Source organism: Dokdonella immobilis, assembly GCF_900115085.1.
GTDB classification, from domain to species: Bacteria; Pseudomonadota; Gammaproteobacteria; order Xanthomonadales; family Rhodanobacteraceae; genus Dokdonella; species Dokdonella immobilis.
In genome coordinates this window covers 53,164-69,020 of the sequence record NZ_FOVF01000011.1, presented here as the reverse complement: position 1 = coordinate 69,020, position 15,857 = coordinate 53,164, and the positions used below count along the sequence as shown (strand labels likewise).

Sequence of the window (15,857 nt, the reverse complement as noted above, 5' to 3'; positions counted from 1 at the left end):
GCCACGGAAGCGCCTCGCCAGACTGTCCCGGGCTTCCGCCAGTCCCGCCTGCTTCGATGCCGACGCTGCGCCCGCCGTCCTTGCGGCCGCGCCAGTGTCGATCAGGCCTGCCCACGGAAGAACGTCATGCTCTCGACCTACCGCCAACACGTTGCCGAGCGCGCCGCGCTGGGCATTCCGCCGCTGCCGCTGAGCGCGCAGCAGACTTCCCAAGTCATCGAACTGCTGAAGGGGCCGGTCGGCGCCGATGCGGAATTCCTGCTCGACCTGATCACGAATCGGGTTCCGGCCGGCGTCGATGATGCGGCCAGGGTCAAAGCCTCGTGGCTGGCCGCGCTGGCCTTCGGCACCGAGCATTGCGCCTTGATCTCCCCGCAACGGGCGACCGAACTGCTCGGCACCATGCTCGGAGGCTACAACATCCATCCCTTGGTCGAGCTGCTCGACCACGCCACGCTGGGTGCCAGCGCCGCCGAGGCGTTGAAGAAGACCCTGCTCATGTTCGATGCCTTCCACGACGTCAAGGAGAAGGCCGACAACGGCAATGCGCACGCCCGTGGCGTATTGCAGAGCTGGGCCGACGGCGAGTGGTTCACCAGCCGGCCCGAAGTTCCGGAGTCGCTGACGATCACGGTGTTCAAGGTCAGCGGTGAAACCAATACCGACGACCTCTCGCCGGCGCCCGACGCGACGACGCGACCCGACATCCCGCTGCATGCGCTGGCCATGCTCAAGAACCGGCGCGAGGGCATCGACCCGGAAGAGGACGGCAAGCGCGGTCCGGTCGCCTTCATCGAGTCGCTCAAGCGGAAAGGCCATCTCGTCGCCTATGTCGGCGACGTGGTCGGCACCGGCTCGAGCCGCAAGTCGGCGACCAACTCGGTACTCTGGTTCACCGGTCAGGACATACCGTATATCCCGAACAAGCGCTTTGGGGGCGTCTGCCTCGGCGGCAAGATCGCGCCGATCTTCTACAACACCATGGAGGACGCCGGGGCGTTGCCGATCGAACTCGATGTCAGCCGGATGGCGATGGGCGATGTCGTCGAATTGCGCCCCTACGAGGGAAAGGCGCTGAAGGATGGCGAGGTGATCGCCGAGTTCAAGGTCAAGTCCGAGGTGCTGTTCGACGAGGTGCGCGCCGGTGGCCGAATTCCACTGATCATCGGGCGCGGCCTGACTGCCCGCGCGCGAGAGGCGCTCGGTTTGCCGGCATCGACCCTGTTCCGTCTGCCGGAGAGTCCGGCCAGCAGTAGCAGGGGCTTCAGCCTGGCCCAGAAGATGGTCGGTCGCGCCTGTGGCCTGCCGGAGGGGCAGGGCGTGCGTCCCGGCACCTACTGCGAGCCGCGCATGACCTCGGTCGGATCGCAGGACACCACCGGCCCGATGACCCGCGACGAGCTCAAGGACCTTGCCTGTCTCGGGTTCAGCGCCGACCTCGTCATGCAGTCGTTCTGCCATACCGCGGCCTACCCGAAGCCGGTCGACGTGACCATGCACCACGAGTTGCCCGACTTCATCAGCACCCGCGGTGGCATCCCGTTGCGGCCCGGCGACGGCATCATCCATTCCTGGCTCAATCGCATGCTGCTGCCCGACACGGTCGGTACCGGCGGCGACTCGCACACCCGCTTCCCGATCGGCATTTCGTTTCCGGCCGGTTCCGGCCTGGTCGCCTTTGCCGCGGCCACCGGGGTCATGCCGCTCGACATGCCCGAGTCGGTGCTGGTGCGCTTCAAGGGCGAACTGCAGCCCGGCGTCACCCTGCGCGACCTGGTCAACGCCATCCCCCTCTATGCGATCAAGGCCGGCCTGCTCACGGTCGAGAAGAAGGGCAAGAAGAACGTGTTCTCCGGGCGCATCCTCGAAATCGAGGGCCTGCCCAACCTCAAGGTCGAGCAGGCCTTCGAACTCTCCGATGCCTCGGCCGAGCGGTCCGCGGCCGGTTGCACGGTGCACCTCGACAAGGCGCCGATCATCGAATACCTCAACAGCAACGTGGTCATGCTGAAATGGATGATCGCCCAGGGCTACAAGGACGTGCGCAGCCTCACGCGCCGCATCCAGGCCATGCAAGCGTGGCTGGCCGATCCGCAACTGCTCGCTGCCGACGCCGACGCCGAATATGCCGCGGTGATCGAGATCGACCTGGCCGACGTACACGAACCGATCGTGGCCTGCCCGAACGATCCGGACGACGTGAAGACGTTGTCTGAGGTCGCTGGCGCGAAAATCGACGAAGTCTTCATCGGCTCGTGCATGACCAACATCGGTCACTTCCGCGCCGCCTCGAAGCTGCTCGAAGGCAGACGCGACATTCCGACCAAGCTGTGGGTCGCGCCGCCAACCAAGATGGATGCGGCCGAACTGACCCGGGAAGGCCATTATGGAACCTTCGGTACGGCCGGTGCGCGCATGGAAATGCCGGGCTGTTCGCTGTGCATGGGCAACCAGGCCCAGGTCCGCGAGGGGGCCACGGTCTTCTCGACCAGCACCCGCAACTTCCCGAACCGCCTCGGCAAGAACGCCAATGTCTACCTGGGCTCGGCCGAACTCGCGGCCATCTGCTCGCGACTCGGGAAGATTCCGAGCAGGCAGGAGTACCTGGCGGCCATCGGTGTCATCGATGCCGACAGTCAGCGGATCTACCGCTACATGAATTTCGACCAGATCGGGGACTACACGGAAATCGCGGGTACAGTCACTGTTTGAGGCCGAACAGCGACTATGCTGCGGTGTCGGAGGCCCGGTCGCACGCCGGGCCTTTGCGAATCCGGACCGTCGATGTACGGTCGCTGCTGGCCTGTGCGCGTGTGGGTTGGTCGCCCGCACCGGTGTCGCCGCGAGGGGGCCTGGTCCAGTTGCCTTGATCCTGCAGCCGGAAAGCCAGCGGTGACCGCGCTGCATGCAGTCCGTGCCTGGCCCGGATTACTCGTGAATTCGCGCGATGATCGCGCTGGACCTTGGATTCAGGCGGTTTTTCGCGATTGAGGGGATAGCGGGTCCTATCGCCGAATGAGCGAAAAGCCGCGTGGATTCAAGGGACAAGCGAGGGCGCGTGAAATTCATGAATAATCCGGGCTAGAGTACGCAGTATCGATTTACACAGCGGTCCACCGGCCGGCCGTGGGCTTGAGTAGGCAATGACCCGTTGCGGAGGCGGGTCGCGAACTGATGTCTTCAACGAACGAGAAGCGCAAGAGCGACCTTGACTGGGCGGGCAAGCCATTCGTCCGCGAGCTTCTGCGCGTGTCCGACATGGTTGCGCTGGGCCTTATGGCGGCCGACGAGGCCGAGTCGCAGTTCGGTGTGCAGGCCCTGAGCATCTCCTGGAATACGGAGCGCATCCACGCCGACGGGCGCAGTGAATCCTCGGGGCGCTCGCCCGACATCTGCCTCGAAGGCGCTGACATCCGTCGCATTCCATTGTTCAGTGCATCGAATGGAACGCGCGCCGAGCTGTCGTGGCGGCCGGGAATCCGCGTCGCCGTGCCGGGCGCAGGGGAGTGGGACCAGTTCCTTTCCGATGTCGCCCATGTTGCCGAACGCCTGCTGGAGCGCGATTCACTGGCCCATTCGGTTCACCGGCTCGAGCGCGCCGAGCATGTGCAACGTGCCCTGTTCGCGATTGCCAACATGGCCAGTTCCGACCTCGACATGCCCGACATGTTGCGTGGCATCCACGAGATCGTCGGCTGGCTCATGTATGCAGAAAACTTCTTCATCGCGCTCTACGAGCCCGAGCGCGATAGCCTGCGCTTTCTCTATTTCGTCGATACCGTCGACAGCGACTTCGTCAATCCCGACGACGAGATTGCCGCCTGCGACCTGCCGGGTAGCGTGACCCTGGCCATGTTGCGCAGCGGCGAGTCGCAGATGGGTCCGTCCGCGCAGATTCGCGCCAAACTCAACATCGCGCGCGACGAGCGCTTCGGTCCCGACAGCGAGGACTGGCTCGGCGTGCCCATGATCGGCGCGACCGCGGCCATCCGCGGTGCGATCGTCGTGCAGAGTTACCTGCCCGACACGCGTTATTCCGAGGAAGACCGCGCCATCCTCAACTACGTGGCCCAGCACATCCTCACCGCCCTCGAACGCAAGCAGGCCAAGACCGAGCTCGAGAAGCGCGTCGCCGAACGCACCCAGGAACTGGCCAGGGCCAACGAGGAGCTGCAGTTGGAGGTTGCCGAGCGGCAGCGCGGTGAACGCCTGCAGCGCGCCCTTTTCCGTATCGCCGAATGCGCGGCCGCCGGCGAATCGATGGAGGATTTCTACGCCAGCGTGCACGCCATCGTCGGCGAACTTCTGAACGCGCGCAATTTCTATATCGCCCTGATCGCCGATGGCGGACAGGAGCTGGAATTTCCGTACTCGGTCGACGAGATCAATCCGGTGCGGCCCCGCCGACCGATGGCCAACGGCATGACCGAATACGTGCTGAAGACTGGCCGTGCCTTGCTTGCCGATCGCGCCAGCATCGATGCGCTGGTCGGCTCCGGCAACGTCCAGCGCTTCGGCACCCGGGCCAGCTACTGGCTCGGCGTCCCCCTGATCTGCAACGAGCGCACCGTTGGCGTACTCGCCGTGCAGAGCTATTCGGCCGACGCGCCCTTCACCGTACGTGACCAGGAACTGCTGACCTTCGTCGCCTATCACATCGCCAATGGCCTCGAGCGCAAGCGCGCCCAGGACTCGCTGATCCATGACAACGTGGAGCTGGAGGCGCGCGTCGAGGAACGAACCCGCGCCCTGGCTCACGCCAATCGCGACCTCACCTCGCAGATCCTCGAGCGCAAGCGCATCGAAGCACGGCTGACCCATGAGGCGTTTCACGACGCGCTGACCGGGCTGCCGAATCGCGCCCTGTTGCTGCAGCGGCTCGGCACTGCGCTGACCCGTTACCAGGATGACCCGACCCGCAGCTATGCGGTGCTGTTTCTCGACCTCGATCGCTTCAAGGTGGTCAACGACAGCGTCGGCCACCTGGTCGGCGACGAGATGCTCAAGCAGGCGGCCCTGCGTCTGGCCAGCGCCTGTGCCCCCTACATGGTCGCCCGGCTCGGCGGCGACGAGTTTGCCGTGCTCATCGACAATCTGCCGGAGCCCAAGCTCGCGATCCATATCGCCGAGCGCGTGCTCGAGGGCCTGAACGATCCCATCCGCGTCGCCAACAAGGAAATGTTCACCTCAGCCAGCATCGGCATCGCCTACGCCGATACCCATTACACACGGGCCGAAGAGTTGCTGCGCGACGCCGATACCGCGATGTACCGCGCCAAGGCCCGGGGGCGGCAGTGCCACGAGATCTTCGATGAGCAGTTGCGCGCCGAAGCGATGCGGGCGCTGGACCTGGAAGGCGACTTGCGCCATGCACTGGTGCGCCGCGAATTCGAGCCACACTTCCAGTCGATCGTATCGCTGGAGACCGGCAGGATCCTGGGCTATGAAGCCCTGCTGCGCTGGAAGCATCCGACCCGCGGTTTGCTGCTGCCGGCGGACTTCCTCAATGCGGCGGAGGAAAACGGCTGCATAGAGCAGATTGACTGGCAGATGTTCGCGATGGCCTGCGAACAGGCACAGCGCCTGCCCGAGTCGACCTATGTCTCGATCAATGTGTCAGCGCGACGGCTGCGCGTCCCGGATTTCGATGAGATCGCCTTGCGTACGATCGAAAACAGCGGGTTGCAGCCGCATCGGGTCCGCCTCGAGGTGACGGAGGGCGCATTGCTCGACCAGCCCGAACAGACGCGCGAGATCCTGCTGCGCCTGCGTCAGGCCGGGGTCCTTGTCCAGCTCGACGATTTCGGTACCGGTTATTCCTCGCTGAGCTATCTGCATCGTTTTCCGATCCATTCGCTGAAGATCGACAAGTCTTTCGTCGCCGATCTCGCCACCGAAGGCAGCAGCCCGGCGGTAGTCCGCGCCATCATCGCCCTGGCCGAATCGCTCGATGTCGAGGTGATTGCCGAGGGCGTGGAAACGCCCGCGCAGCGTGATGCCCTGCTGGCTCTGGGTTGCACGATCGGGCAGGGTTTCCTGTTTTCGCTGCCGACGCTGATCGACGATTTTCCGGCGGAAACAGCCTGATCGGCCGCGGTTCGCGGCGACGTTGCGTGAGGACCGGCAGCACCTTGGGCGACCTCAGGGGCAGCCGACGCCTGCGATGGGAGCGGTCGACGCGGTAGAATCGGGCTTTCCGAAAAAGCCCGAATCCGCCATGAACACGACCGCCCAGAGTCTTCCCGACAGCGAAGCCACCACCGATAGCGCGCCGTTGCGGTTCGTCACGGCAGCCAGCCTGTTCGACGGTCACGACGCCGCGATCAACATCATGCGCCGCTTGATCCAGGCCCAGGGCGCCGAGGTTATTCACCTCGGCCACAATCGTGCGGTCGAGGACGTGGTCCGTGCCGCCCTGCAGGAAGACGCCGACGCGATTGCGCTGTCGTCATACCAGGGTGGCCACGTCGAGTATTTCAAGTACATGGTCGACATGCTCAAGGAGCGCGGGGCGGGCCACATCCGTGTCTTCGGTGGCGGCGGCGGCACGATCACGCCGGAAGAAATCCGCGAACTGCAGGACTACGGCGTCGAGCGCATCTACCACCCGAACGACGGCATGCACCTGGGCCTCGTGGCGATGATCGAGGATGTGGTCGAGCGCGCGAAGCGCGCGCGCTCGGTAATGGGGAGTAGGGAATCGGGAATCGTCGAAGCCGCGAGCATCGACGATGAAATCAGCATCGGTCGCATGTTGACCGCGATCGAGAATGGCGATTTCAGCGAAGCGGAACTGGTGAAGTTGCGCAAGAACTGGGTGAGCGGCCCGGCCCATTCCCCATTCCCCATTCCCCATTCCCGTCCGACGACCCAGGTCGTCGGCATCACAGGCACCGGCGGCGCCGGCAAATCCAGTGTCGTCGACGAGCTGCTGCTGCGCTTCCTGCATGCGTTCCCGAAGATGCGCATCGCCGTTCTCGCGGTCGATCCGACGCGGCGGCGTTCCGGCGGCGCCCTGCTCGGCGACCGCATCCGCATGAATGCACTGCGCAGCAATCGCGTGTTCATGCGTTCGATGGCGACGCGGCGCCAGCACGCGGCGACCAGCATCGTGCTCAAGGATTGCGTGAGCTTCCTCAAGGGCCAGGGCTATGACCTCGTCATCGTCGAGACCGCGGGTATCGGCCAGTCCGATTCGGAGATCGTCGATCTGGTCGACTTCCCGATGTACGTGATGACCAGCGACTACGGCGCGGCCAGCCAGCTCGAGAAGATCGACATGATCGACTTCGCCGAGCTGATCGTTCTCAACAAGTTCGACAAGCGTGGTGCCGAGGATGCGCTGCGTGACGTGCGCAAGCAGTGGAAGCGCAATCGAACCGCGTTCCAGCTCAAGGACGACGAAGTGCCGGTCTATCCGACCATCGCCAGCCAGTTCAACGACCCCGGTATCACCTGGATGTTCGTGAACTTGTGCCGTCTGCTACGGCACAAGCTGGGATTGGGGATTGGGGATTCGGGATTCGTGAATGCTGGATGCAACTTCCAGCCCAATCTCGATACCTCGCTGAAGGAGCCGCGGGCTACCGTACTGATTCCCGGTGCGCGCGTGCGCTATCTCGCCGAAATCGCCGAGCAGGGCCGCGGCATCAATGCCGGGATCCTCAAGCAGGCCGGAATCGCCGATCGCGCCCAGTCGCTCTGGAAAGCACTGAAGGAACTCGAAGACCCGGATTTGCCTGCAGCACTCGGACTCTACGACGATGCGCTTGTCCGAATCTCCAATCCCGAATCTCCAATCCCGGCTCGTTTGCGCCAGCGCTACAACGACGCCATCCAGGCGCTGTCTTCCGATTCGCTGCGCGAACTGCGCGCCTGGCCGACGCGCCTGAAATCGATCACCGACGAGTTCACCGAGTACGAGGTGCGCGGCAAGGCGATCAAGGTCGAGAACTACCGCGAGTCGCTGTCGCACCAGAAGGTGCCGAAGATCGCCGCGCCGACCTATACGTCCTGGGGCGAACTGCTGGTGTTCCTGCAGAAGGAGAACCTGCCCGGAAGCTATCCCTACACGGGCGGCGTCTACCCGTATCGCCGCACCGGCGAGGATCCGATCCGCATGTTCGCCGGCGAGGGCACGCCCGAGCGCACGAACCGGCGTTTCCACTACCTCAGCGTCGGCCAGCCAGCGGTGCGCCTGTCGACCGCGTTCGATTCGGTCACCTTGTACGGCGAGGATCCGGCGCCGCGGCCGGACATCTACGGCAAGATCGGCAATTCCGGGGTCAACGTGCCGACCCTGGACGACATGAAGAAGCTCTATTCGGGCTTCAACCTGTGCGCGCCGACGACCTCGGTCTCGATGACGATCAATGGACCGGCACCGATTATCCTCTCGATGTTCATGAACACGGCGATCGACCAGCAGGTCGAGCTGTATCTCAAGGAAGATGGCAAGCGCTGGGCCGAGGCCGAGAAGAAAATCGCGAAGTTCTTCAATGCTCGCGAGCGCCCGACGTACTCGGGCGACCTGCCAGCGGGCAACGACGGGCTCGGCCTCGGCCTGCTCGGCATCTGCGGTGACCAGCTCGTCGATGCAGAGACCTACGCGCGGATCAAGGCCGAAACCCTGCGTTCGGTGCGTGGTACCGTCCAGGCCGACATCCTCAAGGAGGACCAGGCGCAGAACACCTGCATCTTCTCGACTGAATTCGCCCTGCGCATGATGGGTGACATCCAGCAGTACTTCGTCAACCAGAGAGTGCGCAATTTCTACTCGGTGTCGATTTCGGGGTACCACATCGCCGAGGCCGGGGCGAACCCGATCAGCCAGCTTGCCTTCACCCTCAGCAACGGCTTCACGATCGTCGAGTACTACCTGGCGCGCGGGATGAAGATCGACGACTTCGCGCCGAACCTGAGCTTCTTCTTCTCCAATGGCATGGATCCCGAATACACCGTGATCGGGCGCGTCGCCCGGCGCATCTGGGCGCGCGCCATGCGCGAGCGCTACGGCGCCAACGAGCGCAGCCAGATGATGAAGTACCACATCCAGACCTCGGGGCGTTCGCTGCACGCCCAGGAGATCCAGTTCAACGACATCCGCACGACCCTGCAGGCGCTGTACGCGTTGTTCGACAACTGCAATTCGCTGCACACCAATGCCTATGACGAGGCGATCACGACGCCGACGGAGGAAAGCGTGCGCCGCGCGGTGGCGATCCAGATGATCATCAACAAGGAGCTCGGCCTCAATTTCTGCGAGAACCCCTGGCAGGGCAGCTTCATCGTCGACAGGCTCACCGACATCGTCGAGGAAGCGGTCTACAAGGAGTTCGAGGCGATCAGCGACCGCGGCGGCGTGCTCGGCGCGATGGACACCATGTACCAGCGCGGCAAGATCCAGGAAGAGTCGATGTACTACGAACACAAGAAGCACGACGGTTCCTTGCCCCTGGTCGGCGTCAACACCTTCCTGCCGAAGGAGCATGCCAGCGACATCGTCACCGAGATCGAGCTGATCCGTTCGACCGAGCAGGAGAAGGGCCAGCAGATCACCAACGTGCTGGCCTGGCAGAAGAATCGCAACGTGCTGGCGCCGGCCGGCGAGACCTCGCACGCGCACGCCACGACCTCGGACGAGGACGAGGCGAGCGAAGTGCATACCGGTCACGGCCTCGGCTATCTGCAGAAGGCGGCGCGCGAGCGCAAGAACGTCTTCGAAGCGCTGATGGAGGCCGTCAAGACGCACTCGCTCGGCCAGATCAGCCACGCGCTCTATGACGTGGGCGGAGAGTACCGACGGAACATGTAGGCGCGCGCGACCCTTGGTTGCCTGGCCGGGCTCAGCTCAGCCAGGCCTCGAGGTCGCGCAGCGCATCCGCGCAGGCGTAGTCGAAATTGCCGGCCGGTTCGTGGCGGCTGCCTTCATAGTCGACGACCAGTTCGCCAAACGGATCCTCGATCGACTCGGTTTCCTCGAGGATCAGTTCGAGATCCTCTAGCGCCTCTTCGACTCCATCAACCGCAAGCGGCATCCGCAGCAACAGCAACCAGGTGATGAAGGTGGCCTTCGGATCTGCGGCGCGCGCGATGCCGACGGCTGACTGCAGAATCGCCGAGCGGCGCGCGAGGTGAGCGCGGGCAGCGACCTCGGACTCGAAGACCGCGACCGACTCGCCCTGTGATTGCAGGTCGCCCGTGGCGACGTTCTCGAAGCTGGAAATGACCACGTGACTCATGCAAATGCTTCCTGATGGCGAAACGCGGTGTGGTGCGGTCTGGAACATGACGACGGGGCAGCCCACATTCTCCCTAGCGGCGAGTCGCCAGCACGCCATCGAGTGCAAGTCGGGTGTTGAAGCCGGCTTGCTCAAGGCGGTTGCTCACTTCGCGCGGAAGGTCGCGACCGCTGCTGAGCTTGTTCGGACTGCCCGTATAGTGGAACAGTCGACCGCCCCGGTTCAGCACGCGTGCGAGCTCTTCATAGAAGGCGCCTGAGTACAGTTCTCCGGCAATGCCGAACCGCGGCGGGTCATGCAGCACGGCATCGACCGTGGCGCTTTCGATGCCGCCTATGCTCTTCGTCACGTCCGCCTGGGTCAGTTCGAGACGGCCGCCATTCGCCACCGCATCCGCATCGGGCGACCACGGGTTGAGCGTGCGCAGCCACAATACATCTGCATTCTTTTCGAACGAACGGATGCGTGCCGCGCCGGCCTCGAGACAACAGGCCGCAAAGTAGCCGAGACCGCCGCAGGTATCGAGCACGGTCTTGCCGCGTGGCTCGACCAGCGCGACCTTGCGGCGCGCGTCATCGAACGGGGAGACCTGCGAAGTCGGCAACATCTTGATACCGTCGATCTCGAAGGTCGGTGCGCCCCATTCGGTTGGCACGAGCTTGATCAAGGATCCGGAAAAATGCGAAACGGCGGAAAAATCCTGGCCGTCCCAGTAATAGATGGTCCGCTCCTTGAGCCTGTCGGGATACGGGTAGTGCCTGTTCCGCCAGTGCCACGAATCGCCCCCCAGCAGGACCGAGCCTGTCGATAATCCGAGGTCGAGCGATCCGGTCCACGAAGCGCTGCCGCTGGCCCGGGCGGCGGCCAGTGACTCGGCCAGGGAACGGGTCAGGAGTGGACCGGAATAGTGCGGCACGTGTGGGGCTCGATCAGGCAAGACCGGCATCCTAACCCAGCCGGCAATGGCTCTTGCGCTCGCCGGCTGGGGGAACCGTTCGAGGCCGTGCGCGATCGCCGGGTTCTGCGGCGCGGGGTCTGCGACTCGATAGCCATTTCGAAGGCTTCGACATGCTCGCATCAGGCCGCCCCGCGCTATGTCCCGCATGGGCCCGCGACGCGTTGCCTATCGAAGCGCACCAAGCAGCATGCTGAGCAGGTAACAGGCGAGGGCAATGCAGATGCCGGTGAACGGCACACTGAACCAGTAGCGTTTGCCGAGCACGAGGAAGCCACCGAGCATGGCCAGACCGACCACCAGCAGAAATGGCGATTGGAAAAGAATGGCTTCATGGCGAATGGCCAGGTAGCCGAAGACCATGCCGAAGAGGAGTGCGCCCATGCTGTGGCTGGCGTTGAAGCCGATCCATGCGCGCCACATGGTCGTTTGATCGCTGATAACCGGCGAAACCTGTGCCATTCGATCGATCAGTTCGTGGTCGCGGGGCAGAAGTTTGTTGCCGCGGAACGTGAAGACCAGGTGCAACGTGCCGAGCGTGAAGATGATGGCTGCGCTGAGCGTCATGAGAAGTCGCGCGATCATGGTGTGCCCCCTGGGGGTCTTGAGGATTGGATCGGCAGGCCCAACCGCTCTGCAGCGGTCCGGCAATGGCCGTGGACACTGGCGCGACGAAAGAACGAAAGTACAGTACTGTATGGTTACGATAGCAACGGATTCCGGCTATTGTCAATACAGTACTGTATGGTTTTTGGAGGCGCCGCATGAAGTTGAGCAGGGGGGATTGGCTGGCGCATGGCATGGACGTGCTGGCAAAAGAAGGATTCGATGCCCTCAAGGCCGATTTGCTGGCCAAGTCCCTGGGCGTATCTCGCGGTAGCTTTTACTGGCATTTCAAGGATATACGAGCATTCCATGCTGCACTGATTGAAGAATGGCATCAGCGCGCGACCCAGCAGGTCATCGACTGGCTGGAACAGGGCGCCGAGGAAAGCCGACGCTTGAATGCACTCGTGCAACGGGCCTGGACCGTGAGCAGCCGCACCGAGCGGGCAGTGCGGGCTTGGGCCACGCACAATCCGGAAATCGCCAGCCGGATCGAGGCTGTCGACACCCAGCGCATCGGCTACATCGCGGATCTGCTGGAATCCGCAGGGCTCACGCCGAAACAGGCCCGTGCCCGCGCCCTGTTCATTGCCAGCGCCTACCTCGGACGCATCGTCCTGGGTGACTCGCGATCTGCCGGACTTCCAGCGAAGGAACTCGAGACCATCGTCGAACTTCTGCAATCCGGCGCATAAGCGACGGCGGGCCGGTCCGGTGGTTTCAGCTGAGTTGCGCTGAAGCAGCGCTCGATGGCCCGCAGACGCAGACGAAACCGCCAGGCGGTTGCTAGGATCGGCCCGTCACCAACGATCGACCGGAGGCCGCCATGGCGCACTCGACCCGCAAGACCGTGCATGATTTCGATCCGGATGTACTCGGTCTGTTCGATCAGTACGTGCACGGGGCAATCGACCGTCGTGGATTCATTGCCGGGGCTGCGCGCCTGGCCATCGGGGCGACGGCGGCCGCCGGCCTGCTCGCCGCGCTGAGTCCCCGGTTCGCCCTGGCACAGAAGATCAAGCCGGACGATCCGAGGCTGGTCGTTTCGCGACGCGAATTCGACTCACCAAATGGCTACGGCAAGGCGGGCGGCTACCTGGTGCGGCCGGCGGATGCGAAAGCTGCGCGGCCGCTGGTGCTCGTGGCCCACGAAAACCGCGGACTCAATCCGCATATCGAGGACGTGGCACGGCGCATTGCGCTGGAAGGCTACATCGCGTTCGCGCCCGACGCGCTGTTTCCGCTCGGCGGTTATCCTGGCAACGAGGACGATGCACGAACCCTGTTCAAGGATCTCGACCAGGCCCGATCAAGACAGGATTTCGTTGCCGCCGCGCATTGGCTCACGGGCATCGAGGACGGCAACGGACGGATGGGTGTGGTCGGCTTCTGCTGGGGCGGCAGCATGACCAACTTCCTCGCCACGCAGCTGCCTTCACTCGCAGCAGCAGCGCCGTTTTACGGGAGTGCGCCCGACCTTGACGAGGTTTCGAAGATCAAGGCCGAAATGCTGATCGTGCTCGCCGCCAAGGACGATCGCGTGAATGCCCAATGGCCGGACTACGAGAAGGCACTCAAGGCGGCCGGGGTGAAGTACACCGCGTTCCAGGCCCCCGGTACCGTGCATGGTTTCAACAACGACACCACGCCGCGCCACGACGAAGCCGCGGCCACCGAGGCGTGGTCGCGCATGCTTGCGCTGTTCGGACGGACGCTGAAAACCTGAACCGGGAAGTGCGCAATCCGCTTGCAGGTGCCGACGTACGAACGACGCCCTCGAGCTTGCCGGGCGCGTTCTCGTCGGTGATAGCCGTGCGATCCTGCGCACCGGCGTTGGCGGCTTGACCGTTCGCCGGCAGCCGTCGCCGGATACGTCAAGGTCGCTGCGGGAAGGATCCATTGATGGTCGAATACAGGGCTTGCGGGCAGCCCGCTGCTGAGCGGTGTGCCGTGAACTACAACACGCGAACCAGGCCCGCCAACACCGCCCAGCCGGCGGCAACGAGACCGAGCGCGACCGCGAAGAGCAGGAAGTAGGGCTTCGATTCGACGTTGCGGGTTAGCGTGCAGCGATCGGGGTGAGCAGGATCGTAATAGACCGTGACTTCCTGGCCCTCCGGGTACTTGCGACCGAGCTTTTCGGCCAGATCGCGTGAGCGCGTCGAACTCCAGAACGTGTCCCCGAACTGCAGGCGATCTCCGGTCAGGGTGTCTCCATCGACCGTGTATCGATAGGCGAGGATCAGGCGATGACTCATGCGGTTGCTGCCGGTGGTGTCGAATGTCGAATCGATCTTCGACGAGACGACCCGACCCCGGGTCGAAGCCCAGTGCTGGCTGCGCCGAGCCAGGACCAACAGCCAGCCGACCCCAAGGAACAGAGCCGTCCCGAAAACCAGAAAGAGGGTTCCGATGATGCCTGTCGTGGCCATGAATTGCGTGTCGTCGTTCGCCGGCTTGCGCTTTCCGGTAGGTTCCGGCTCAGCTACTGTCGCTTCGAATCCGTCGCACACGTTCGCGGTATGCACTCACGTTGTCCCCTCGTATGCGGGTTTCGCGGGTACCCTTCACCTCGTCGACCTTCTGATCGGACCCCGTCACCGGCTTGGCGTCGACCGCCGTCTCGCGCTCGAAGGCATGCGATTTGTCGGTATTGCGATAGTAGCGATAGAGAAACCAGTAAAGCGAGGTCGCGCCGGCCGGTCCGAGCGCGAGCAGCCAGAGTCCACCGTCGTCGCTCATGACGAACTCCCCAGTATCCACAATGCAATGCCTTCGAGAAAGGTACCGACCGTGATCGCGGTCATCAGCAGCTTCCACTGCTGGACTGGCACACTGCCCATGGTTTCACCAGTGCGGCCGTTCACCGCAATGTAATGCAGCATGCCGCCGTTACTGCCGGGCTGGTGATAGGAATACAGCCAGACCGGCAGGTACATCGACACCCAGCGTGATCCGTGCAGGTCGAGATCCTCCTGTTCCCAGCGCACGCCGCGATCGTAGCGGCGCACTGATTGTTCGACCTGGGCACGGGCGATCGAGAGCAACTGGTCCTCCAAGCGCGGGTGCAGGTGCTCGACGTCGCGATCGCGCTTCTCCGAGCTGTAGCCCGAAAGATAGGACGCATTCCATTTCACCGCGTTCTTGGTGTCGAAGGGCAGGATCGTATTGATGATGTTGTTGGTGTTGCTGCGCGTATCGAGGTTGCCACGCTCGTTGGAGGATTCCAGCGGCAGGTCGTCGACGGTGAAATCGACATGCCGCTCCACCCGGTAGACGTCGGCATCGTAGTAGGTTTTCTTGTTGTCTCCGCTACCCTTGGTGTACTCGCGTGTCTTGATCTCGCCATGGCCGGCGACGTCGGCGCTCGCATTGCCGTCGACGATCATGTAGGGCAGGTAGACGCCAATCACATTCTCGGGCGTGAATTGTTCCTTGAATTCCTTCAGGGCGAACAGGCGCCGCTTGTCGACGAATTGGCAGATGCGCGCGACTGCGTCGTCCTTCTTGATGAAGAACGGCAGCACCGCGTCGGGCACCGCGCCGTTGGCGACCTGTTCGTTGACGCCGAACACGTGCCGGCACCAGTGGCAGCGCGCTGTCATCGCGTTGGCGGTGTTGACCGTGACCTCGGCACCGCAGCCGGTGCACTTGAAACTCATCAGGCTCGCGGCGTCGACCTCGATATCCCGCGCACCGGAGGCGATCACGGTGCCTTTGAGCTGGTCGATTCCTTCGCCGAGGCCGAACTCCTCCTCGACCCGCTGGCCATGCCATTCGTTGCGGCAATACAGGCAGATCAGCAGATCGCTGCCAGGCTTCTGGCGGATGTCGGTCGCGCCGCATTTCGGACAGCGGTTGAGCCCATCCTTCAACTCGTCGGCGGACGTATCGATGGCGACCGGGTCGGGCGCGAGCAATTCCTCGCGGATCGGTTCGGGCAAGCTGGCCGGATCGATCGGCGAACTGCCCGGTTGCGGCGGCACGTCCTGCGGCGACCCGGGGCCGGTGTACCGCGGCACCGGCGGCGGAGTGGGGGTATTGGACATGGTTGC

Annotated in this window: 11 protein-coding genes; 5 read left to right on the top strand and 6 right to left on the bottom strand. The window is 63.7% G+C overall.

The window, feature by feature from the left end; all coding sequences use genetic code 11:
* Positions 1-126 precede the first annotated feature (126 nt).
* The 3 genes from acnB to BM125_RS09770 all read left to right on the top strand — a co-directional run bounded on the left by acnB (position 127) and on the right by BM125_RS09770 (position 9,814).
* Positions 127-2,712 carry a bifunctional aconitate hydratase 2/2-methylisocitrate dehydratase gene (acnB, locus tag BM125_RS09780; protein ID WP_092407418.1) on the top strand — a complete coding sequence of 862 codons (2,586 nt, stop codon included), beginning with the start codon at positions 127-129 and terminating at the stop codon, positions 2,710-2,712.
* Between the two features lie 462 nt (positions 2,713-3,174).
* Positions 3,175-6,087, top strand: coding sequence for an EAL domain-containing protein (locus BM125_RS09775; RefSeq protein WP_092407416.1), 2,913 nt, complete (start codon positions 3,175-3,177; stop codon positions 6,085-6,087).
* A 130-nt stretch (positions 6,088-6,217) separates the two neighbouring features.
* Positions 6,218-9,814, top strand: a complete 3,597-nt coding sequence (locus BM125_RS09770; RefSeq protein WP_092407414.1) for a methylmalonyl-CoA mutase family protein — start codon at positions 6,218-6,220, stop codon at positions 9,812-9,814.
* Between the two features lie 31 nt (positions 9,815-9,845).
* On the opposite strand, the gene BM125_RS09765 is transcribed toward BM125_RS09770, so the two are convergent.
* From BM125_RS09765 to BM125_RS09755, 3 genes are all read right to left on the bottom strand, one after another.
* Positions 9,846-10,241: a hypothetical protein gene (locus tag BM125_RS09765; RefSeq protein ID WP_139224934.1), complete on the bottom strand. Its 396-nt coding sequence runs from the start codon at positions 10,239-10,241 to the stop codon at positions 9,846-9,848.
* A gap of 73 nt (positions 10,242-10,314) precedes the next feature.
* Positions 10,315-11,187, bottom strand: coding sequence for a class I SAM-dependent methyltransferase (locus tag BM125_RS09760; protein ID WP_175497998.1), 873 nt, complete (start codon positions 11,185-11,187; stop codon positions 10,315-10,317).
* A gap of 177 nt (positions 11,188-11,364) precedes the next feature.
* Positions 11,365-11,781 carry an LIC_13387 family protein gene (locus BM125_RS09755; protein WP_092407408.1) on the bottom strand — a complete coding sequence of 139 codons (417 nt, stop codon included), beginning with the start codon at positions 11,779-11,781 and terminating at the stop codon, positions 11,365-11,367.
* A 179-nt stretch (positions 11,782-11,960) separates the two neighbouring features.
* Here BM125_RS09755 and BM125_RS09750 point away from each other — a divergent pair, with 179 nt between their 5' ends.
* On the top strand, positions 11,961-12,497 hold the full coding sequence (locus BM125_RS09750) for a TetR/AcrR family transcriptional regulator (RefSeq protein WP_092407406.1): 537 nt from the start codon (positions 11,961-11,963) through the stop codon (positions 12,495-12,497).
* A 131-nt stretch (positions 12,498-12,628) separates the two neighbouring features.
* Positions 12,629-13,528 (top strand): dienelactone hydrolase family protein, encoded by a 900-nt coding sequence (locus tag BM125_RS09745; protein WP_092407404.1) that lies wholly within the window; start codon positions 12,629-12,631, stop codon positions 13,526-13,528.
* Positions 13,529-13,757: 229 nt separating this feature from the next.
* Here BM125_RS09745 and BM125_RS09740 read toward each other — a convergent pair whose 3' ends face one another.
* The 3 genes from BM125_RS09740 to BM125_RS09730 are packed head-to-tail and all read right to left on the bottom strand — an operon-like array spanning position 13,758 to position 15,851.
* The gene (locus BM125_RS09740; RefSeq protein ID WP_092407402.1) at positions 13,758-14,234 is read right to left on the bottom strand and encodes a DUF3592 domain-containing protein; all 477 of its coding nucleotides are present in this window, start codon (positions 14,232-14,234) and stop codon (positions 13,758-13,760) included.
* 49 nt (positions 14,235-14,283) lie between these two features.
* Positions 14,284-14,544 (bottom strand): hypothetical protein, encoded by a 261-nt coding sequence (locus BM125_RS09735; protein ID WP_092407400.1) that lies wholly within the window; start codon positions 14,542-14,544, stop codon positions 14,284-14,286.
* A complete protein-coding gene (locus BM125_RS09730; RefSeq protein WP_092407398.1) occupies positions 14,541-15,851 on the bottom strand; it encodes a hypothetical protein in 1,311 nt (436 codons plus the stop codon). The genes BM125_RS09735 and BM125_RS09730 overlap by 4 nt, the downstream gene beginning before the upstream one ends.
* Between the last annotated feature and the right edge of the window lie 6 nt (positions 15,852-15,857).